Source organism: Paraburkholderia caledonica, from assembly GCF_000383275.1.
In the GTDB taxonomy this organism is placed as follows: Bacteria; Pseudomonadota; Gammaproteobacteria; order Burkholderiales; family Burkholderiaceae; genus Paraburkholderia; species Paraburkholderia caledonica.
In genome coordinates this window covers 580,910-602,231 of record NZ_KB911035.1, presented here as the reverse complement: position 1 = coordinate 602,231, position 21,322 = coordinate 580,910, and the positions used below count along the sequence as shown (strand labels likewise).

16 protein-coding genes are annotated in these 21,322 nt (G+C 59.5%); 11 read left to right on the top strand and 5 right to left on the bottom strand.

The window, feature by feature from the left end; translation table 11 throughout:
• Window positions 1-20: 20 nt before the first annotated feature.
• Both H281_RS34460 and H281_RS0108870 read right to left on the bottom strand, forming a co-directional pair.
• Window positions 21-821, bottom strand: coding sequence for a hypothetical protein (locus tag H281_RS34460; protein WP_051120901.1), 801 nt, complete (start codon window positions 819-821; stop codon window positions 21-23).
• 715 nt (window positions 822-1,536) lie between these two features.
• Window positions 1,537-3,009, bottom strand: coding sequence for an alpha/beta hydrolase (locus tag H281_RS0108870; RefSeq protein WP_020066745.1), 1,473 nt, complete (start codon window positions 3,007-3,009; stop codon window positions 1,537-1,539).
• A 333-nt stretch (window positions 3,010-3,342) separates the two neighbouring features.
• On the opposite strand from H281_RS0108870, the gene ppk2 reads away from it, so the two are divergent.
• From ppk2 to H281_RS0108805, 9 genes are all read left to right on the top strand, one after another.
• Window positions 3,343-4,167, top strand: a complete 825-nt coding sequence (ppk2, locus tag H281_RS0108865) for a polyphosphate kinase 2 (RefSeq protein WP_020066744.1) — start codon at window positions 3,343-3,345, stop codon at window positions 4,165-4,167.
• Between the two features lie 271 nt (window positions 4,168-4,438).
• Window positions 4,439-5,395, top strand: a complete 957-nt coding sequence (locus H281_RS34455; protein WP_020066742.1) for a Na/Pi cotransporter family protein — start codon at window positions 4,439-4,441, stop codon at window positions 5,393-5,395.
• Window positions 5,396-6,269: 874 nt separating this feature from the next.
• Complete coding sequence (locus H281_RS0108850) at window positions 6,270-7,082, top strand: hypothetical protein (protein ID WP_020066741.1); 813 nt, start codon at window positions 6,270-6,272, stop codon at window positions 7,080-7,082.
• Between the two features lie 359 nt (window positions 7,083-7,441).
• Complete coding sequence (locus H281_RS0108840) at window positions 7,442-9,547, top strand: alkyl/aryl-sulfatase (RefSeq protein WP_020066739.1); 2,106 nt, start codon at window positions 7,442-7,444, stop codon at window positions 9,545-9,547.
• Window positions 9,548-10,444: 897 nt separating this feature from the next.
• The gene (locus H281_RS0108835; protein WP_020066738.1) at window positions 10,445-10,813 is read left to right on the top strand and encodes a MarR family winged helix-turn-helix transcriptional regulator; all 369 of its coding nucleotides are present in this window, start codon (window positions 10,445-10,447) and stop codon (window positions 10,811-10,813) included.
• A gap of 72 nt (window positions 10,814-10,885) precedes the next feature.
• Window positions 10,886-11,878 carry a carbon-nitrogen hydrolase family protein gene (locus H281_RS0108830; RefSeq protein WP_020066737.1) on the top strand — a complete coding sequence of 331 codons (993 nt, stop codon included), beginning with the start codon at window positions 10,886-10,888 and terminating at the stop codon, window positions 11,876-11,878.
• A 195-nt stretch (window positions 11,879-12,073) separates the two neighbouring features.
• The gene (locus H281_RS0108820; RefSeq protein ID WP_020066735.1) at window positions 12,074-13,426 is read left to right on the top strand and encodes an epoxide hydrolase family protein; all 1,353 of its coding nucleotides are present in this window, start codon (window positions 12,074-12,076) and stop codon (window positions 13,424-13,426) included.
• A gap of 274 nt (window positions 13,427-13,700) precedes the next feature.
• Window positions 13,701-13,826, top strand: a complete 126-nt coding sequence (locus tag H281_RS35915; RefSeq protein ID WP_318263617.1) for a hypothetical protein — start codon at window positions 13,701-13,703, stop codon at window positions 13,824-13,826.
• Between the two features lie 519 nt (window positions 13,827-14,345).
• Window positions 14,346-16,730: a two-partner secretion domain-containing protein gene (locus H281_RS0108805; protein ID WP_020066732.1), complete on the top strand. Its 2,385-nt coding sequence runs from the start codon at window positions 14,346-14,348 to the stop codon at window positions 16,728-16,730.
• A 138-nt stretch (window positions 16,731-16,868) separates the two neighbouring features.
• Here the strand turns inward: H281_RS0108805 and H281_RS0108800 are convergent, their stop codons facing one another.
• Window positions 16,869-17,807, bottom strand: a complete 939-nt coding sequence (locus H281_RS0108800; protein ID WP_020066731.1) for a LysR family transcriptional regulator — start codon at window positions 17,805-17,807, stop codon at window positions 16,869-16,871.
• 131 nt (window positions 17,808-17,938) lie between these two features.
• Between H281_RS0108800 and H281_RS0108795 the strand changes: the two genes are divergently transcribed.
• Window positions 17,939-18,790: a class I SAM-dependent methyltransferase gene (locus H281_RS0108795; protein WP_020066730.1), complete on the top strand. Its 852-nt coding sequence runs from the start codon at window positions 17,939-17,941 to the stop codon at window positions 18,788-18,790.
• Window positions 18,790-19,626 carry a hypothetical protein gene (locus H281_RS0108790; protein ID WP_020066729.1) on the top strand — a complete coding sequence of 279 codons (837 nt, stop codon included), beginning with the start codon at window positions 18,790-18,792 and terminating at the stop codon, window positions 19,624-19,626. Before H281_RS0108795 ends, H281_RS0108790 begins: the two co-directional genes overlap by 1 nt.
• A gap of 210 nt (window positions 19,627-19,836) precedes the next feature.
• On the opposite strand, the gene H281_RS0108785 is transcribed toward H281_RS0108790, so the two are convergent.
• Both H281_RS0108785 and H281_RS0108780 read right to left on the bottom strand, forming a co-directional pair.
• The gene (locus H281_RS0108785) at window positions 19,837-20,628 is read right to left on the bottom strand and encodes a DUF2182 domain-containing protein (RefSeq protein ID WP_020066728.1); all 792 of its coding nucleotides are present in this window, start codon (window positions 20,626-20,628) and stop codon (window positions 19,837-19,839) included.
• Window positions 20,625-21,269 carry a DUF1326 domain-containing protein gene (locus H281_RS0108780; RefSeq protein WP_020066727.1) on the bottom strand — a complete coding sequence of 215 codons (645 nt, stop codon included), beginning with the start codon at window positions 21,267-21,269 and terminating at the stop codon, window positions 20,625-20,627. The genes H281_RS0108785 and H281_RS0108780 overlap by 4 nt, the downstream gene beginning before the upstream one ends.
• Window positions 21,270-21,322: the final 53 nt, after the last annotated feature.

Sequence of the window (21,322 nt, the reverse complement as noted above, 5' to 3'; positions counted from 1 at the left end):
GTGACCGTCTGGCTCTCATCCTAGAAGATAAATCGTATGCCGAGCACCGGTCCCTGCTGCGTCACGTCGTAGAGAAATCCCCCGTTTCTATGCCGGACATCGAGATAGCGGTATCCGGCGTAGGCGGTGAGCCATTTCTTGAAGCGGTAACCAACGCCACCGTAGATTTGCCATGTCCAATCGGACGAAATTCCGAATCCTCCGGCGTCCAGGTAGCCGTCGACGCTGAATCCGGTAGCGAACGGCAACGTCCCGCGCACGCCGATGACCGGATTCACCCATGCGTCACTGCTGCTGCCGCTTCTCCCGCGAAGGAGGGCACTGGTCAGTGCGAGCTCGTTGTTGACGTAGAAAATTCTTGCCCCCGCAAGGCCATCGACCGTAATTTTCGGCGAGTCGATGAACCGGTAGGCTCCGGCGATCGTGCTGTGGAAGTTCTGTTGTACGAGCGTTCCCGTCCCAAACAAGGGGCCTGGCGTCGATGCACTCGCTTTTAGTTTTATGTACTGTACGTCGCCAAGAATGGCGAAGCGGCCCTTCCATGCTTCACCGCTCACGAAAACGACCGCAGGCCAATCGATACGATTGAAGATGTCGCCAAAGCTCACGTCAATCGAGGAAGGCGGCAGACGTTCGAACACGCCTACGTCGCCGCGAACTCCCGACATCCAGAGATAAGGCGATATTTCGAAAGTCCAGCCGTTCTCTGTCTTGGTTTGGTCCGCTTGCGCCGACGCTGTCGCCGCCAGCGTGCCGAACGTCAAGCACACGATCACATCGCGAAAGGGATGGCTGCTCGACATCTTTCTCTCTTTCGACATGGAAGGCACCCGGGCTCAAGCTCACAGTGATCCATACCTTGAAACCAGATGGACCGAAGTGCACATGCTCGTCCGTTTATTGCGCTTCCTCCGACAGGAAGAAGGAATAGTTGCATCGACCTTGCGTTTAAGCCACCTGGATCGCCAGCGGATGAAGCACGGCGGTGCGTCAGACGGCACAGCTTGGCTGACGGATGGGATGCCAGACGCGGATGCGACAGCGCCGGATCATGACGTCATTTCCATAGAGACAATCTCCGCCGTTTTTCAGGATGTCTGCCTGAGAACTCTTCGGGGCGCCCGGATCTGACATCGGAACATCATTCGTCGCGTTTCAGAAAAGATGCCCCGAACTGAGAGCCGTCCCCAAACCGCCCTGCGGTTTCGACTGCTTTGCTAACCGTGTTGACTTTAAATCTAGCTGCATACGCCGGAAAAGCAAACATCAATCACCAATTCGTCATTTAGTTTCGTCATTGCGCTGATCATTGCGGATGCCGATTCTGTTGCGCTCCTAAGCATAGTCATGCGCTTACTCCGGCATGCCCTGAGTTCGCCAATGACGATGAAGGCAGACGGACTGTTCCCGTTCCCGTGTGCTCAGCAGCGAAACGGGGATTCGAATGGGCTCTGAATTTCCGCGACAACGATTCGTTACACCCGGCCGGGAGTCGGCTGTCGATGTCCGGAACGCCATCGATTTAAGAGTGCTGGATCAGGGGATGTTTTCCGGATCCTGCTCCATGTCCAGCGCCCTTCGTTGCATGTCGTCAAATTCTGGATCGGGTTCCAGTGAAGGTACGGCCGGCGCGGAATTCGCGCGCCGTGCACGGCTGGATTGGGTACTGTGCGCGTGCAGTGACTCGGCAATTGCTTCGTCTATGCGCGCGAGCAGATACGGAAAGAATGGATTCGACGAAATCCGGAACATGGAATCGAGGCTGATCGTCAACGCGCCCCGTTCACCGCGAGGCACAAATGCGCCCAGCGAAATACCGTAGCGCGAGTTTGCTGCGTTCGCGGGTTGCGTACCGTAAAGCGCATCGTCGGGTGGAAACGGAATCGCCACGTGTGAAAGCGAGAAAATCTGCGGCGGATACGAAAGACCAAGACTGCGCGTGCGGGCTACCGTCGTACCCGGTTCGACTACGCGCTCGATCGCGTCGTCAGTGCCATCAGGCAAGTTGCCGATCGTCGTCATCTGGTAGTCAACCGGCAGCGTTGGCAATACCTTTGCCAACGCCCGTGACGATGCCGGATCAATCAGCGGCCCGACTTTTGCACGGCGGTTCACATCGAACAGGACCAGTTCGCTCCCATTGTCCGGGAGCATGACGTAGAGCCGCTTGATGATTGCCGACGTGCTCACGGTAAAGTCGAGCACCGACTGGAAGGTCAATACCGGCGGCATGCCGTCGAGGCTGCTGCTTTGGGCGAGGCGGACAATCTGCTCCTGCAATGCAATTGTGAGACCGTGCGACTGTCGCGCGCCATTGACTGGAAACGAGTTGTATTTGAAGGGATTGAATTCCGGCACGATACCCAGCCATGCGGCCTTCTCGAAAGGCGGCAGCAGTGCTGGAAGGGCGGCCAGGCCCGCGAATCGTGCATAGCGCGTAATGCCGATCATCGGGGAGATCAAGATGATGTGTGACGGTCGGGCTAACGTGTTGTCCTCCAGACTGTCGAGCGCATACTTCATCGCGAGCGCGCCGCCATTTGAGAACCCGACGACGTGAAGCGGATGGTTCGGGCCCGCGCGCCGCTGCGCCTCGCGCACAGCGAGTCGTGTCGCTGCCATCCATGTTTTCCAGTCGACGTTTGTCAGACCGCCGGGCACCGTGCCGTGCCCGGGAAGGCGAATGCCGACTGCTACGAATCCGTGCTCGACATACCGCCGTGCAATGTGCCGCAGGCTGTACGGTGAATCGGTCAGGCCGTGAAGCAGGACGACTGCTCCGACGGGATTGCCAGCTGGCAACATTTCATACGATCGGTTCCAGTCGTGATCGAAGCGCGGCGGGTAGATCGGGCTGCCCTCGAAATAGCGGTTCGACGGCACGCGTGCCTCGGGAGGCAGGCGATCAGTGACCTGTCTGCGCACCTCGTCGAACAGCGTGTCCTCGTGCTGCAGATAGGTTGGCCAGTCGCCCTTATCAAGCCGCTCTGCGCTAAGTTCGTCCGGCACATAGGTGTGCCATCGTTCAAGAGGAGGCCCTGTTCGCGCATCGTAAGCGCGCAACCCAAGCAGGGCAATCGCGAGCGCCACAAGCCCAAACCCCCAAAGGCGCACAGCGCGAACCATACGTGAACGGGTTTTCATGTCAGGTGGATAGAGGCCATGCTTCTCACGACATACATGACGAGCCGCTTACCGATTGTGGGTTCGACAGGACCAGGAGAGATCGTCTCCTGCCTCCGGACAAACATGAGGATTGCTCTAAATGCCTATTGTCATACCGGATGGTAGTGCACATAGTTTGTCACCGGCAGCAAATCCGAGATGCCGTGGAGAAAGACGATGAAGGATGCAAAGGTCGGTGCACGGCCACCCGAGGCAAACAGGCAGCACCAGCTGGGTAACCGGGAGTACGAGAAGGAGCTCGCTCGCCTTCACGTCGAACTGGTCAAGCTCCAGCAATGGGTCATTGCAACGGGCGCCAAGGTATGTGTCATTTTCGAGGGGCGCGACGGTGCAGGCAAGGGCGGGACGATCAAGGCGCTTACCGAGCGCGTGAGTCCGCGGATTTTTCACGTCGTCGCATTGCCAGCGCCGTCGGACCGCGAAAAATCCCAGATGTATATGCAGCGTTACCTGCCGCATCTGCCCGCGAGCGGTGAGATCGTCTTGTTCGATCGCAGCTGGTACAACCGCGCCGGGGTGGAACGGGTCATGGGGTTCTGCACGGAAGAACAGGCGAAGACATTTCTGAAAGATGCGCCATTGGTCGAGCGGGCAGTGACTGATTCCGGCATCATTTTACTCAAGTACTGGCTCGAAGTCGGTATGGAAGAACAGACGCGTCGACTGGAAGCGCGTATTCACGATCAACGTAAGATCTGGAAGCTATCGCCGATGGATCTTGAGTCGTACCAGCGGTGGTACGACTACTCCCGCGCACGCGACGAAATGTTCAGGGCGACAGACACGGAGTTCGCGCCCTGGTACGTGGTGAAGTCGGATGACAAAAAGCGGGCACGCCTAAATCTCATTAGCCACTTACTCAGCAGGATTCCCTATGAGGAAGTGGCGCGCGAAAAGGTCACGCTACCCAAACGACAGAAGCCCGGAGGGTACAAAGAGCCCGACTACCCATTCAGATTTGTTCCGGAGATCCGCGGATAACTTGCCCACCGCGATGCGTCGCAACGCGGTGGCTAACGCGGTGGCCAACGCGGTGGCCGATGCGGTGTGTGCCGATGTGAAGCGTCTGACGTCGGCACAACTGGCCGACTGTCTCGGCCGGTGCATTGCCTGACGACTGTGGGCGTAAACGGCTGGTCAGAACCTCGGAGCGAGTACATACTGCCTTTCGCCAAAGCATTGGCTTCCATCGACGTGGTTTCGGCACTTGAACGTCTTTCCCGCATAGCGGGGAACGGATAAGGAGGTCGCCATGACACCAATCCAGGGACTGTTTGCCGCGGTCTCCGCAGTTCTCCTCTTCCTGTACGGCCTTCAGGGCTTCAGTCGCGAACTCCAGGACGTGGGGGGTACGGCGCTGCAGTCGTGGCTAGGGCGCGTCACGGCGAGCCGCTGGCTTGGGTTTCTGGTCGGTGCGCTCGCGACAGCGATTGTGCAGTCAAGCAGTGCAATCACAGCGCTTGCAGTCACCTTGGTCGACGCATCCGTCATTTCCTTCCGGGCCAGTCTTGGGATCCTGCTCGGTAGCAATGTGGGAACAACGGCAACCGCCTGGCTCGTCTCCTTCAAGCTTACGGGCATCGGTCCTGTATTCATCGTGCTCGGGGCCCTGATTTCAGTGTTGCCGGTCCGCGCAAGGTACATTGGGAAAGCTGTTTTCTATTTTGGATTGATCTTCTTCGCGCTGGATCTGATATCCGCGGAGCTGAAGCCTCTGCAAGAGCGCCCACAGTTCAAGGCATGGCTTGCACTTGCAGAGGCTCCTTGGGCAGGCGTGCTCGCCGGCCTGGTGTTTACCGCTCTGGTCCAGTCCAGCAGTGTCACCACTGGTCTGGCAATTCTCCTTGTCCAGCAAGGTGTGCTGCCGCCCCAGGCAGCGATACCGATCGTCATCGGCTCTAACGTAGGTTCGACATCGACTGCGTTGATTGCAGGCCTCGGGATGAGTTCTGTCGCCAGGGCCACGGCAATTACCAACTTTCTGTTCAACGCAGCCGGCGTGCTGTGTTACTTCCCATTCCTGAGATCCTTCTCGCGAGCGATGGTGGAGCTGACCGCCAATCCGGGCATGGCGGTGGCATGGGCGCATCTGATTTTCAATCTTAGCGTCGCAATAGGCTTTCTTCTGGTGCTGACGTGGGTTGAACCCTTGCTCAGAAAATGGCTCGGCGCCGACGTTCGAACTGCGAGATCTGAACCGGCGTCATAAATGGCTGCCATCACGGACAAAACATTTCCTGGCTCCATGCCACATGGGCCAACGCGTGACGCGCAACTAACGCCGGGCCAAGCCCGCCATGCGAACCGCCGCGTCTGACAGCCCGCCGTCACCCCGATCGCGATTTACTGTCTGGAGCAGAAGAGAGCGACCGCATTCAGCTAGGATAAGAATGATGAATTTGTGGACGCGGTGGCGAAAGCAAATGTCCGAGGTACGATCGACGCGAAACGCCGAGGCACTAATTGGCTGCGATGCAACAGGACGGGAACGTAGAAGTTCTTCGATCCATGTACCACCTATACGGTGGTACGGTCGACTTCTTCGTTTGAAGGTGTCGCGCGAAGAAAAGAGGTCCGGCCGTACGGAGAACATATCAATGGCATCGCAAGGTAGCACTCTTCGCCGTGCCACCGCCCCGACGCAATGCAGCATATGACACCAGGTGGGAACATCGGTAGTGATCGGCATGCAGGGCGCGGGCCGTGGTTATCTGTGATCCGCCTTCGCAAGGGAAGCGCGACAGCTCGAATCGGAAATAGGTGTAATGCAAGCAGCTAGAGTCGGTTGGCACGGAAGGTTTCGCCGGGAGATCTCTCGCCATAATTAGTGACCGTCGCCTCAAGATCCGTGACTATACTGGTCAAATTGAGGTCGGATGTATGGCGCCGACTTATCTTCATTGGCGATTACCTCGTATAGCTCTTCAAGGCAGTTCTTCGCAACGGATCTCCTGGACCCGCTGAGGTGTCAAGACTCGGAGGCGGGCAAAAGGGCTTGGCTGACCGCGAAAGTGGATCATATGCAAATACCTCGAGCGTCCCTGCGCGGTTCGAGCAGAGTTGCGCGATTTGAGGAGCGAAGCATGACGGACGTCCGCTTGCTTTTCCGCAAAGCTATTCGAATCGTCGCTCTGATGTTGATACCGATGCCCGCGGTCGCGGAGAGTGATGCAGACCTCGCGAAGCAACTGAGCAACCCGGTCGCCGCATTGATCAGTGTCCCGTTCCAGTTCAATTACGATGCAAACATCGGAGCCAACAGGGACGGGGACCGATATCTTCTGAACTTTCAGCCAGTGATTCCCTTTCGTCTAAATGGCAACTGGAATCTCATTTCGCGCACCATCGCGCCGATTGTTTCGCAAAACAACGTGGCGCCCGGTTCCGGATCGCAGACCGGTCTGGGCGATGTCGTCCAGAGCTTCTTTTTTTCGCCAGCAAAGCCCACGCAAGGCGGACTGATCTGGGGTGTGGGTCCAGTGTTTCTTCTGCCGGTATCTACCGACCGGCTGCTGGGTGCCGAGAAGTGGGGCGCCGGGCCAACCGCTGTGCTGCTCTGGCAGGCTAACGGCTGGACGTATGGCTTTCTAGCCAACCACGTGTGGTCATTTGCCGGCGATGGCAACCGCGCTGGCGTGAGCTCGACGTTCATGCAGCCTTTCCTTAACTACACGACAAGGGACGCCTGGACATTCGTTCTGAACACGGAATCGACATACAACTGGAACCGGCATCAGTGGTCGACTCCAATCAACGCAACTGTCAGCAAGCTGCTGAAGGTCGGGGAACTGCCTGTGAACATCGGCGCAGGAGTGCGTTACTGGGCCGCAAGCCCGGATACCGGCCCTCACGGCTGGGGCGCGCGCCTCGTCGTGACCCTGCTTTTCCCGAAGTGACAGTCAGTGGTTGATCGTCGGCCGGCTTCGGGCGCGGCGGCACGCCTACCGCGCTTACATTAACCGGTCCGGTTCAGTGCTTCATGCCGTATCCGGCGACTGCCATGGCTGTCGAGAAAATTGAGGAGCGTATGCAACGTTTAGCGTCGAATTCGCTTTCGGGTGCGTTCGAGAGGGGAGCCCCGACGAACATAACCGGGAGCGTGTTCGATTTCCTCAAACTGAAATTGGCGGGCCCGCTTGTGACTTGCGCCAATGGCCGCGCTCCCATTGCGCTGCAGGCTGGTTGACCTCGATCTCTTCAATCGGCGCGCTGTCAATAAGTATGACAGCCGACATCACCATACTTTGGAGGACATATGGATTTCCTCGAAAAATCGTTGATTCGGACCATCGGTGCCGCGGTTGTAAGCGTCGCGGCATTCTTTGCCCAGGCAGCTGCGGGTGAAAGCGATACCGCGGTTGGCGCCGATGCAAGCCAGCATTTTCATCGCGAGGGAAAAGTGCCCTCCCGATTCACCGTCGAATTGCGCAACGGAGTCAAAAGACAATTACCCTTCGAAGATCAACGGGACTTTGAAGAGAACAAGCGAGGCCTCATCGCCGTGCCGCCGTTCCAGAAGATCATGGCTGACGCCGGCAACGTCGCGTGGGATATGCAAAGTTATAGCTTTCTGCTGGAAGGCAAGGACTTTGAAAGTATCAACCCTTCGCTGCAGCGCCAGGCCATCCTCAATATGGCTTATGGCCTCTATGAAGTAGTCCCGGGACGAATCTATCAGGTGCGGGGCTTTGACCTTGCCAACATCACCTTCATTAAAGGCGACACCGGATGGATCGTTTTTGACCCACTGACCGCGGCTGAAACCGCACGGGCCGCGTTGAAGTTCGCCAATGAGAAACTGGGTAGTCGTCCAGTGGTGGCAGTGATTTACTCGCATTCACATATCGATCACTTCGGCGGTGTGCGAGGCGTGGTAAACGAGGCCGACGTGCAATCGGGCAAGGTCAAAATCATTGCGCCAGAGGGGTTCCTCCAAGAAGCAATTTCCGAGAACATCTTTGCGGGGAACGCGATGACGCGCCGTAGCCGCATTCAGTACGGTACGCTATTGGAGCGTAGTCCATTCGGCCATGTGGACCAGGCGATCGGCAAGAATGTCGCGTCGGGTAGCGTCGGCCTTATCCCGCCCAATGTCTCCATTACGAAGGACTTCGAGAGCCTAACCGTAGATGGCGTGAAGATGATTTTTCAAAACACGCCCGACACAGAAGCCCCCGTCGAGATGAACACCTACTTCCCTGAGTGGAAAGCTTTCTGGGGCGCAGAAAATGTCACCGCGACAATCCACAACATCTACACGTTGCGCGGCGCCCCGGTCCGCAATGCGCTCAATTGGTCGAAGGAAATCAACAAAGCGCTATACAATTTTCCCGACATGGAAGTGATGTTCGCCTCGCACAGCTGGCCACGTTGGGGTAACGCCCGGATTCAGGAAGTACTACGCGCGCAGCGCGATCTCTACGCCAACATGAACAATCAGGTATTGCATCTGGCCAACGAGGGTGTAACGATCAACGAAGTTCAGAATGTCTACCGCGTGCCGCCGAGCCTGCAACGTCAGTGGGCGGCACGCAGCTATCACGGCTCGGTTGAGGTCAATGCCCGCGCTATCATCAACCGCTTTATCGGCTACTGGGACGGCAATCCCACTACACTCATTCCGCTATCGCCCCGCGATAGCGCCCCCCTCTATGTCGAAATGATGGGCGGCGCTGGGAAGATCATTCCCAAAGGACGCGAATTGATCGGGCAGGGCAAGTACCTGCAAGCCAGCGAAATACTCAACCGGCTAGTGTTGGCTGAGCCGAGCAATCAGGTGGCACGCAACCTTCTCGCCGACGCGTTCGAGCAAATTGGCTATCAGCGGGAATCGTCGAGCGTACGCAACGCTTTTTTAAACACTGCCTATGAACTGCGCAGCGGGATACCGAGCGGAGTGGCGGCTTCCTCGACAGGCCCAGATGTTATTCGTGCGATGACCACAGAGCAATGGCTCGACTACCTTGCCATCAGCATGGATAGCCGCAAGGCCGAGGGAATGAAGTTCACCATCAATCTGGTTACACCGGACACCGGTGAAAAGTTCTTGATCGAGATGAGCAATTCCACGCTCACAAATATCAAAGGCTTCCAGGATCCCAATGCCAATCTGACAATCACATTGAATCGTACAGATCTGAACCAGGTGATGATGGGCTCCAAAAGCTTCGAAGCGTTGGAGGCGGAAGGTAAGGCCCAATTCGGCGGCGACCGTCGCCCGTTCGAACAACTGCGCAGCACCCTGGTTCAATTTACGCCTGACTTCGAAGTCTTTCCTGGTACCCGAAATGCTCGCGCGACGCCTGCAGCGACGAAGCCTTTCCAGATGATCGTACAGCCCGCAATAATGTTCGCAGACTGATGTACGCCAGAAACCCAAAACGTGAATACGGATCGCTGCGACGGTTTGCGTTGATAGGATGAGTTCGTTCTCCTCCCATACGACTCCCGCTGCGGCGCTGGCGTTCACGGGCGGCAGGACTTCGATCGCGAAGTCCTATGCGTGCGCCTTGCTACCCGTACGCATGGCCGGGAATCGCGAAGGTTCGTTGGCGAAGCAAATCCGGCCAACGATCCGCTGACACCGATCAATTGGAAGGCCGATGTACTTTGCGAACCGCCATTCGGTCGGCGACAGCCCGTAACTGAGTCGGCCACTGTCTCGCAGGTGCAGCAATCGGGCGTTATGCGGCGCGTCTCTCTGACGGTCTCGTCAGCGAGGCGCGCTTGCTCCCGCATTGTCATCTGCTCGGTTATGAGGTCTCAGTACGTAACTGACCGCTCCGACGTTGGCGGCACTTACAACCGGAATCGTGCGATTCTCTAGCAAAGTGCTAGCGCGCGGGCCGGAGTTGTATCGGATTGCTTACCGATAAGCGTTGCACCCCTCGACCGCCTGCGCCAGCAAAATTCGCCAACCACCAGTGGTGGCTCAGAGATCGGTCAGCCCTCGATATTCGTACAACAACCGCACGAAGCCACGTTAAACACTTTTTTGTATCCCAACGTATCTGGAAGGCACAAGGGTACATGTGCATACACACAGACGGCTTTCCGACACGATTGAGATACGTCCATACGCTCAAATACCTCCATCGCATGCGGAGCATGACACAGCCGCGCAGGACCATTTGAGGTATTGCATATGCAGCACCATCCAAACCCAACGAATGAACTGAACAGCTCTATTAGCCAATCGCTGAGCAGTCATATCGCGACTAACTGTTTACTTACGCGCGCTCGCCAGATATCCCGCGTATTGACGGCGATTTATGACGACGCGCTGCGGCCGTTCGGCATCGTCGCGCCGCAGTTCTCGTTGCTCGTCCTAATCGCAGAGTGGGCGCCGATCAGCCGATCCGAACTCGGCCGACGGAGCCGTCATGACCGGTCCACGCTGACCAGAAACCTGCGACCGCTGATCGTTCAGGGCTGGGTGGCTGAAGGCACGCCAGCGGGCGACGGGCGGAGCCGTCCGCTTTCGCTCACCGTCGAAGGCGACGCACTGCTCAGGCGCGCCGCGAGTGCGTGGTCATCAGCACAGAGCCACGCGACGCATGCTCTCGGAAACGAGGGCGTCGACGACCTCATGAATATCGCTCGCGAATTGGCGCTGCGTGCTGCGTGAAATTGTTCTCTGAATGTTGCATACGCAACATCGTTCAAAACCCGTCCTAATGTTCTAGTCAAGGAGTCTGTCATGAAAGTCGTCAAAGCCGCCGCAGTCCAGATTAGCCCCGTGCTCCATAGCCGTGAGGGTACCGTTGCAAAAGTCGTGCAGAAGATCCATGAACTCGGTGAGAAGGGTGTGCAGTTCGCCACTTTTCCCGAAACGGTCGTGCCGTATTACCCGTACTTTTCAGCGGTGCAGACGGGCATCGAACTCCTGTCCGGCACCGAACATTTGCGACTGCTCGAACAGGCCGTGACCGTACCCTCTGCCGCGACCGACGCAATTGGCGAAGCCGCGCGGAAGGCCGGTATGGTGGTGTCGATTGGTGTCAATGAGCGCGACGGCGGCACGCTGTACAACACGCAGTTGCTCTTCGATGCAGACGGTACGCTGATTCAGCGGCGGCGCAAGATTACGCCGACGCATTTCGAGCGCATGATTTGGGGCCAGGGGGACGGGTCAGGCTTGCGCGCCGTGGATAGTGCAGTGGGGCGTATCGGCCAGCTTGCGTGCTTCGAACATAACAACCCGCTCGCGCGCTACGCGCTGATTGCCGACGGCGAGCAAATCCACTCGGCGATGTACCCCGGTTCGGCATTTGGCGACGGCTTTGCGCAACGAATGGAAATCAACATTCGCCAGCATGCGCTCGAGTCCGGCGCATTTGTTGTCAACGCAACGGCGTGGCTCGATGCCGGGCAGCAGGCGCAGATCATGAAGGACACCGGCTGTGGAATTGGACCGATATCAGGCGGCTGTTTCACCGCCATCGTATCGCCAGACGGCACTCTGATGGCAGAGCCGCTGCGTTCGGGTGAAGGCGAAGTGATCGTCGATCTGGACTTCACGTTGATCGACCGCCGCAAGATGCTGATGGATTCCGCCGGCCACTACAACCGCCCTGAACTTCTGAGTCTGATGATCGACCGTACGCCTACGGCTCACGTTCACGAGCGCGCTGTGCATCCGGTGGCGATCGATACGAAAAGTGCAGATGACGTTCACACACCGGTTGCATGACCGCCACCATTCTGACTGACCGTTCTATCGATGGTGGGACACGTTTCAACATTATCTGAGGTAAGTGCTATGACGACGAATGCGAGCGATGAACGGCCCATTCTTAAGCCCACGAGCATGTATGACTTCGTCAAGCTGTATGTCGCGGACTTCACGCGCGACGCGACAATCTGAAGGGAACCGGAGACCGATACCATGTCGAACGACATCCCTCAATCCACATCTCGCCGGCACTTTGTCGGCATGACGGCTGCGGCGCTCGCCGCAGGTTCGCTAAGCCAGTTCGCTTTCGCCGACACGAATCAGGCCATAGGCAAGATCACGGAACCCGCGAATGGCGACAAGACAGCAATCCGCCCGTTCCGTGTTCACGTCCCCGAGTCGCAACTCGTCGACCTGCGGCGTCGCATCAACGCGACGCGCTGGCCGGATCGTGAGACGGTGCCCGACGAGTCGCAGGGCGTTCAACTCGCGACCATTCAGGGGCTCGCGCATTATTGGGCGACGGGCTATGACTGGCGCAAGTGCGAGGCGCGGCTCAATTCGTATCCACAATTCATGACCGAGATCGACGGACTCGATATTCATTTCATCCACGTGCGATCAAAGCATGAAAACGCAATGCCGTTGATCGTGACGCACGGTTGGCCCGGCTCGGTGATTGAACAGTTCAAGATCATCGATCCGCTCGTCAATCCGACCGCATATGGCGCACCGGCGTCGGACGCGTTTCACCTCGTCATTCCGTCGTTGCCGGGCTATGGTTTTTCGGCGCGGCCTCAGACCACGGGCTGGGGACCGGAGCGCACCGCGCGCGCGTGGGTCGTCTTGATGAAGCGCCTCGGCTATCAGCGCTTTGCTTCGCAAGGCGGTGACCTCGGCGGAATTGTCTCGAACATCATGGCCAAGCAGGCACCACCCGAACTGATCGGCATTCACGTGAATTTCCCCGCATCAGTGCCGGCCGATATCCTGAAGTCAATCGCGTCGGGCGATCCGATGCCAACGGGTCTTTCGGACGAAGAGAAACACGCATATGAACAATTGAGCGTCAACGCGAAGAAAAAGCGCGGCTACGCTTTCGAAATGGGTACCCGCCCGCAGACGTTATACGGATTGGCCGACTCGCCCGTCGCGCTGGCTTCCTGGATGCTCGACCATGGCGACGGCTACGGTCAGCCCGCTGCGGCGTTGAGTGCGGCCGTGCTCGGTCATCCAGTCAACGGTCACTCTTCGGGGGCGCTGACGCGCGACGACCTGCTCGACGACATCACGCTCTACTGGTTGACCAATACTGGCGTGTCGGCGGCGCGCTTCTACTGGGAGTCGCACGCCAACTTCTTTCTGGCGGCCGACGTCAACGTGCCTGCCGCGATCAGCGCGTTTCCGGGAGAAAACTACCAGGCACCGAAGAGCTGGACCGAAAAGGCGTATCACAATCTGATCTACTTCAATAAGCCCGAAACGGGCGGCCATTTTCCGGCATGGGAGGTGCCGACGATCTTGGCCAGTGAAGTACGCACAGGATTGCGGTCCTTGCGTACCTGAAACGCTTGGCGTGCATGCTGTCCGCGGCAACCGCGCGCTGTCTGAGAGAGCGGCGGCTTGCGACGCACTACGCGAACGACGCCGGTTCGGCGTTGCCACCGCAAATCACGACGGCGATCTTTTCACCGGGCGAGCGCACACAGGCGCCCGAGGTCAGCGCGGCGAAAGCGGTTGCGCCTCCGGGCTCCGCGGCGATCCTGAACTGTTGCCATAGCGCGATTTGCGATACGCGTTGGATGCGGAAGAATTGATCGCCGGCTTGACTTGCGTCGCGGTGCCGGTGGTGAGTGGAGGGCAGGTTCGTGGCGCGCTATCCGTTGCTGGCCCAACGGCTCGCATTGGCAATCCAGCCGCCTTGGCGAAGATCCTGAAAGCGGCGGTTAAGGCATTCGCGCAGTAAATGAGTAACAACGGATGCGCCGGTACACCGCGATCGACAACGTGATATTCGTTGATCGGGCGCAAACCGGTGCGACAGGGGACCGCAGGGAAACAACCGGACGGAGCGTTAGCATCAATACGTCGTTGAACACAACAGCTGCTGATCGCGTCATGCACGCAAGAACGAAGCAGTGGTGTTGTAAACGTAATCGCGCTAACCGGGAGTATGAAATGTCTGCCACCTCTGTTCTCATCAGCATGGTCCCTATGTGGGGAATCCTTCTTGTCGCATCCGGCACGGCCGCGTACCTGGTGTTCTGGCGCAAGGTCATCAAATAAGCGTGCCGTCCTCTTCGATCGGGCTCGTCTTTTGCTGCAAATGACGCGCGCGAAAAGACAAGGCGCAAACTACTAACTTTTGACTGACTACGGCTGTTCCCCCTGCTAACCTTCAGATCAATGCACGTGCGCCGCTGGCCTGATATCGAGCGCACTCGCTCAGGATGGCGAAACATTTATGCCGGAAAAAGGGGGTTCTATGGCCGTTGCAGCGCTAGCGCGTGGCACGCGCGCACTCCATGATCGTCGGCGGTCGGTAGCAAAACGGTGGGCCGGGTTAGGGCTTACCGCGGCGGCGCTTCTCTATGGTCACGCGAGTGTCGCGGCAGGACCTCTGCCGCAGGGCGGCAGTTTCGTCGGCACCACGGGCAGCATCGCGCAGAACGGCCGGAACCTGAACATCACGCAAGCGGGCGGGCGCGGCATCATCAATTGGGACAGTTTTTCGATCGGTGTGGGGAACACCGTGTCGATCAACAACGGCACGGGCGCAACGCTCAACCGCGTGACCGGCAGCGATGTGTCCGCGATCTACGGCGCGCTCAACGCGACGGGTAGTGTGTATCTCATCAACCCTAATGGCGTGCTGATCGGTCGAACCGGCGTGATTTCGACGGGTGGCCGCTTCCTGGCATCGACGCTCGACGTTTCCGACGACAGCTTCCTCAATCCGCGCGCGATCGGCGGAACGGCCTACACCGGGAATTCCACGGCGAATGTCGTCAACCTCGGCAGGATTTCGTCGTCTGGCGGCGACGTTCTGCTTATATCGGCCAGCAAGGTCGTCAATGCAGGAAAGATAGATGCGCCCAACGGCAACGCGGAATTTGCCGTGGGGCGTCAGGTGCGCTTGTACGATAGCGCTTATCAGCAGCTTTCCGTCGATGTGGGAAGCGGCGGCACGATCAGGAACACGGGCACCGTCGAAGCGGCGACCATCAACCTTCAGGCGGCGGACGGCAACATCTTCGCGCTGGCCGGTCACTCGGGCGCGCTGCGCGCGACGGGCACGGCGACGCGCGACGGACACGTCTGGCTCGTCGCCGACACCACCACGAACTACCGCGTCAACACAGGCAACATCGATGCACGCGGCGCTCAGATCAGCGCTCGCAACGCGGACGGCAGCCGCGGCGTAGTCGAGATGTCCGGCGGCAGCGTCAAGGTGGGCGGCGCAGACGTCCAGGCCAGACAGTGGAACATTACGACCGGAGATTTCACCGTCGATGCGCGCACCGCCGACACGCTCGGCGCCAGCCTGAGCCGCGGCGCGTCGGTCAACGTGCTGGCGAATGGCGCCGACGGCAAGCTGGGCGCGAACGGCAAAGGCAACATTGACGTGGAAGCGAGTCTGCGCTGGTGCGGTGACGCGTCGCTTAATCTCAATGCCGCGCACTCGCTGACCATCGCGCCGCGCGTCACAATCGCCAACATCGGCGCAGGTCCGCTGACGCTTTCCGCCGACAGCTATGGCTTCGACAACGGCGGGAGCGTGATCAATCAGGGCACGCTCGACTGGTCGCGAAGCACCGGCATCATCACGGCGCTTTACGACATCAACGGCACTTTCACACGCGGCACGGTCGTCACGAATCCGTCCTGGCAGGCCGCGCCGTTCAGTGGACTGCTCACGCAATTCACGGCTTATCAGCTAATCGCGTCGCTAGACGACCTGCGCGCGGTGAACAAAAACCTCGCGGGCAACTATGCGCTGGCTCCGCGCGGAATCGAATTCGTCGATGCGGGCGAGTTCGGCGGGATTGGCTCCGCCGACCATCCGTTCACCGGCCAGTTCGACGGCATGGGCCATCTGCCGGCAGATCTTCATCTCGCCGCTAATGCCGGAATGTTCAACGTGATCGGCAAAGATGGGGTGGTGCGCAACTTCACGCTGGCAGACGGCACGGGGACGTCTTCCTCAGGCCCTGTAGGTTTGCTCGCGGCGGTCAATTACGGGACGCTGATCAATGTCGGCGCGACAGGCATCATCACGTCGACGGGCAACGCGAACTCGGTGATCGGCGGGCTGGTCGGCGAGAATTTCGGCAACATCGAGCGGTCGTGGGCGGGTGTGAACATCACCGGCACGGGTGAACTGGGCGGGCTGGTCGGGCGCAACGACGGGCACATCGATCGTTCGTATTCGCTTAACTCGATGACAGCCGGCGCGCCGAGCACTTTTGGCGGCCTGGTCGGCACGAACAATGGCGACATCGTGCGTTCTTACGCCTTCGCGTTCCAGATGAGCGGAGGCACGACGGTCGGCGGACTGGTTGGCAACAATACTGGCCGCATTGAGCAGTCGTACGCGTATGCGAAGCTCACGCCGGATGCCAACGCGACAGTGGGCGGCATCGCGGGCAACAATAGCGGCAGCATCGCCAACGACGTTTTCTGGAACAGTGAGTCATCGGGCGCGCAAGCCGGCGTCGGTTCGGGCACGGCCGTGGCCAGTTCGAGCGGCCTCACCGACCTGGAATTGCGGGATCCTGCAAGCTTCGGACCGACATGGGACTTCGGTGCAAACGGCACCTGGGTGGCAGGCTATTTTGGGCCGTCGCTGAACCGGCTCGCGCAACCATGACGCGGTGTTACTTGCGAACTAGCTGTTGATGGGTGCGTCAGCCCGGCTACCTTAGTTTATGAATTTCGGGCACCGCAGGTTTGTCCCGCTCGCGACGGTGAGCTTCCACCAAGCGCATCCGGCTCATGATCGCCATCGTCATCTTGTATCTGGGACTTTGCCTTGCTCTGCCTGGCGGCTCTTCACATGATCGATGAAGGCGCGCAGTTTCGGCATGACTTGCCGGCGGCTTGGATAGTACAGAAACACGCCTGGTATCACCGGCGCTAACGGCTTCAGCACTTCTACCAGTTTTCCGGTTCGCAGTCCTTCGGCGAGCATCGGTTCAGGTAACTGGGCAAGGCCTATACCTTCCATTGCCGCACCCAGCATGGTGGGGAAATCATGGGCGATAAAAGGGCCGCTTACGGCGATCTCGATCGCGTTGCCACCGTTGTTGAATGACCATAGCGCGAGCGCGCCGCTGGATTTGCGCCATCGCAAGCATGCGTGTTGCCGCAGATCGTCGGTGTGCTCCGGCCGGCTGCGCGCCGCGAAGTAGGCCGGGCTGCCGACAACGACAAAACGAAGCGGCGGCGTCAACGGCACGGCGACCATGTCCGCGTCGATGAACTGACCCAGCCGGATACCGGCATCGAACCCTTCAGTTGCAAGGTCGACCAGTTCGCTGCTTGCGGCGATCTCTACTTCGACCTCGGGATAAGCCTGGTGGAACGATGCGATCAGGGGATCGAGCAGCAGTGGCACCACCGCACGCGGCACCGAAAGACGTAGCAGTCCGCTGGGCCGCTGGCCGAGGCCACGCGCAACGTCGCTGGCGGCGACGAGTTCCTCGAACGCAGGCTTTGCGCGCGAAAGAAACTGTTCGCCTGCTTCGGTCAGGCCGACGCTACGCGTGGTGCGTATGAAGAGCACTGCGCCAATGCGCTCTTCCAGCACACGCACCGCCTGACTGATCGCCGACGGCGTCACGCCGAGTTCCGCAGCTGCCCTGCGAAAACTGCGATGCCGGGCAACGCACAAGAACGCCTCCACGCCATCGAGCGCGCCCTGCCTGACTGTGAAGATCTGCTTCATAGCCCGTCAACATTGTGATGAATAGTCGCTCGCGAGAGACGATGGTACACCTATGCCTGTGGGCAAGGAGTCGTACCGATGGGGACTCGCAAGCTCTCGACAATGCGTCAGGACCGTGGAGGAACCTTGCAATGAACGATGCACTTGATGGCGTGCGTGATCACTATCGAGCGACCGGACTGACCGAGCGGCTGAAGGTCGCGCTCGCGGCTTTCGGACCGGAAGATCAGCCGCTCACACCCGAGCAACTGGCCGCTCTCGACCAGTTTCACACCCGTGGTATTGCTGCCACCGCCGAGCTTGCCGCGCTGGCCGGCATCACCTCTGACATGTCGGTGCTGGACATCGGGTCGGGTGTTGGCGGGCCGGCCCGTTTTCTGGCTGCAACGTACGGCTGCCGCGTGACGGGTATCGACCTCAGCGAGCCGTTCGTGGATGCCGCACGCTATCTCAGCCGGCGCACAGGGCAGAGTGAACGGGTGTCGTTCCATGCCGGCAGCGCGCTGGGTCTTCCCTTCGACGGCAACTGTTTCGATGCCGTATTGCTGCAGCACGTCGCAATGAACATTGCGGACCGCCCACGGCCCTACCAGGAGATCCGGCGCGTGCTGAAGCCGGGCGGCAGATTTGCGACGTTCGACGTCGTCGCAAACGGCGGCGAGCCGCACTATCCCGTTCCCTGGGCGCGGACGCCGGCAACGAGCTTTCTCCTCACGGCCGATGAGACGCACGCGGCGATCGAACAAGCAGGTTTCAGCACGCTGGCATCGCAAGACGACACCGGGACAGCGAAGGCCTGGTTTGTGCAGTTGCGTGCGTCAGGGCCGCCGTCCTCGCCCAATCTCGGCGTGGTGATGGGGTTGGACTTCGCCCAGCTCACCACCAACCTGGGCCGAAATCTCATGGAAGGCCGACTCGGCATCTTGACAGCGGTGTTCGAGAAAACATCCGCGAAGACTGCAAATCACCTGGAGAACCGCTGATGACCGCCGTCCGCGTCCCCGTCCCCGTCGATATCGTCCCGCGCGCTCCCGCGTGGCGCAGCCTGTTTTGGCTCATCCCGTCGGTGGCGCTGTGGATCGTATTGATCTATTGGCAGCCGATTATCCCGACCAGCGGTGTACCGACCACTGCTCATCAGTTGACGGCTCATGCGTTGATCGCGGTGGGTTTGTGGCTAGGCCTCGAAAGCACGGACCTGACGCCGGGCGAACGGCGTACGACCTGGCTCGCGGTCATGATCCCAGACACGCTTTGGTTCGCTGTTGTCTGGAGCGCGGCGATCAATGGCGCCTTCCGCACGGATGCCTCGCCCTTGCCGATGTTGCCGTTGGCGATCTTCGTGCCGGTGATGGTCGGCGCTCCGCTGCTGCTGTTGTCAACGCGGGTGGGACGGGTGCTCGATGCGATGCCGGCAAGCTGGCTTGTCGCTCTGCAGCTTTACCGGATATTCGGCAGTTGGGCGCTCGCTGCGTGGCTGCACGGGTTGCTGCCAGGCGTGTTCGCCTTGCCGGCGGGAATCGGCGATGTGCTGACCGGCCTGCTCGCCGTGCCGGTGGCAATTGCCGTGGCGAGCGGTGCAGAACAAGGGCGGAAGGCGGCGATCGCCTGGAACATGTTCGGCCTCGCCGACTTCGCCGTCGCGATTACCTTGGGAATGATCACTTCGCCCGGCCCATTCCAGTTGATCGTTCCAGACATGCCAAGCATTGGCGCCGGCGCTTATCCAGATGTGCTGACTCCCGCATTCGTGGTGCCAGGGTCGATCCTGCTGCATGCGCTGTCGCTGCGCCAACTGATGCGGCGACGCGCAGGCTGATCTGCATGACGCCCTTCAATGCGCCCGACGACACTTCGGGCCGGGCTTTATCCTGCGGGTGTCGTCAGCTTCGGACGTCTCAGACCGGGCTCGTGTCGGCGCTTGTCACGCAAGCGCATTCACAATGGAGTTTCTTTGCTAAGGGGAGCTGATTACTGACGGACGGAGTTGTCCGGTCACTCACAGATCGACTGCGAAGAGAAAAGCGGATCACACCAGCAAAGTAACGCCTGCCCAGACAATCAGCACGACGCCCAGCACGCGGCCGACTCGCTCTCCGCCGGGCAGGATTTTCTCCACGAAAACGATCAGCGCCAGCGCGGCGATCCAGATGAGATTCATGATGCCGCCGACGAACAGCAATGCCATCAGCAGCCAACAGCAGCCCACGCAGTAAATTCCATGACGCATTCCGAGCAGGAAGCTGCCTGCAACGCCAGGGCGCCAGTGCGCAGTGAGGAAGTTGACTGGTGATCGGCACTGCGCGAGACAGGCGCGCTTAAGTGGCGAGAACTGGTAGAGGCCCGCCGAGGCCAGAACAATCGCGGAAAGCGGAGCGCTCCTCGACCACAGCATCATTTCCGAAATGAGGCCGATCGGTTGCAGCAGCTCCTGGAGCGATGCCGCGCAGATTGAGAAGGCCAGCCATGCGGTCAGGTAACCGGCCAGCAGAGACATCGACGGGACGGCCGAACTGGACTCGGTGGACGCGTGGTGCCGCAACACGCGTCGATATAACAGGATCAGCGGCGTTGCGCTGGGTGTCATCATTGCGATCATCATCACCCACCACATCAGGATCACAGTGGGCAACGACAGATCCATTCCCCCGCCGCCGTCTGCCAGTCGATGAGGGAACAGCGCGACGGCTGTCATCTCCAGCGCGGACATGCCGATACCCGCGCCGGTCCACACGTAGGCCCACGAAAACGCGACGACGGCGACAATGCCGAGCGCGGTAATCACGCGCTCGCGCCCCACGCCAATTTCGAAGCTGCTCATGCCGCGGCGCGATGCCGGACCGGTCCTTTGTTATTCAGGTGCAATTGCGCGAACTGCGCATAAGTCCCCTTGAGATCCAGTGCGATGTTTCCCTGCGAGCGGCTCGTGCCGGAGCCGATCTCGGCAAGTTCGTATTCGAACCCGTGAGGCAGGTCGATCCGGACGCGGTGCTCGTCGCCCGTTACTGGATTGCGAATCGGTTCGCCGACGACGTCGAATACACCCTCGACATGAACCCGGCCGCGCCTGGCGTCGACATCGACGTCGAAGTCGATTTTCGTAAAGATCGGGTCGAATGCATGCTCGACCGTCGATGCAAAAACGGCGAACATCGTCGCGAACGGCTCGGTGTCCTGCCCCGTCATGATTTTCAGAATGGCTTCTCGTTGCGCGGGGCTAGCTCGTTCGTCGACGATCGGCTGGCACTTGCCCTTGCCTTCGTGGATCGGCCCGGGCCACTGAAACACGACCGCAAGCTTGACGCCGTCTAGCGGCACGTCGCCGTAATAACCGTTGCTGATCGAGATGGCGCCCATTGCTTCGCAGAAACCGTTGTTCGGCAGGGCGTTGAACTGGCAGGGGCAGCCGTATGAGCAATTGCAATTGACGAGTTCGGTGCCTTGAATTTCCCAGGGAGTCATGGTCGTCCTCCTTGTGCCCCGCGACGGGTCACGTGGCTCGAATCTAGTGTATG

Bases quoted from the DNA above. Each gene is read 5' to 3' on its own strand.
- H281_RS34460 (WP_051120901.1), bottom strand. From the start codon at position 821: ATGTCGAAAGAGAGAAAGATGTCGAGCAGCCATCCCTTTCGCGATGTG.
- ppk2 (WP_020066744.1), top strand. From the start codon at position 3,343: ATGAAGGATGCAAAGGTCGGTGCACGGCCACCCGAGGCAAACAGGCAG.
- H281_RS34455 (WP_020066742.1), top strand. From the start codon at position 4,439: ATGACACCAATCCAGGGACTGTTTGCCGCGGTCTCCGCAGTTCTCCTC.
- H281_RS0108850 (WP_020066741.1), top strand. From the start codon at position 6,270: ATGACGGACGTCCGCTTGCTTTTCCGCAAAGCTATTCGAATCGTCGCT.
- H281_RS0108840 (WP_020066739.1), top strand. From the start codon at position 7,442: ATGGATTTCCTCGAAAAATCGTTGATTCGGACCATCGGTGCCGCGGTT.
- H281_RS0108830 (WP_020066737.1), top strand. From the start codon at position 10,886: ATGAAAGTCGTCAAAGCCGCCGCAGTCCAGATTAGCCCCGTGCTCCAT.
- H281_RS0108820 (WP_020066735.1), top strand. From the start codon at position 12,074: ATGTCGAACGACATCCCTCAATCCACATCTCGCCGGCACTTTGTCGGC.
- H281_RS0108805 (WP_020066732.1), top strand. From the start codon at position 14,346: ATGGCCGTTGCAGCGCTAGCGCGTGGCACGCGCGCACTCCATGATCGT.
- H281_RS0108800 (WP_020066731.1), bottom strand. From the start codon at position 17,807: ATGAAGCAGATCTTCACAGTCAGGCAGGGCGCGCTCGATGGCGTGGAG.
- H281_RS0108795 (WP_020066730.1), top strand. From the start codon at position 17,939: ATGAACGATGCACTTGATGGCGTGCGTGATCACTATCGAGCGACCGGA.
- H281_RS0108790 (WP_020066729.1), top strand. From the start codon at position 18,790: ATGACCGCCGTCCGCGTCCCCGTCCCCGTCGATATCGTCCCGCGCGCT.
- H281_RS0108785 (WP_020066728.1), bottom strand. From the start codon at position 20,628: ATGAGCAGCTTCGAAATTGGCGTGGGGCGCGAGCGCGTGATTACCGCG.
- H281_RS0108780 (WP_020066727.1), bottom strand. From the start codon at position 21,269: ATGACTCCCTGGGAAATTCAAGGCACCGAACTCGTCAATTGCAATTGC.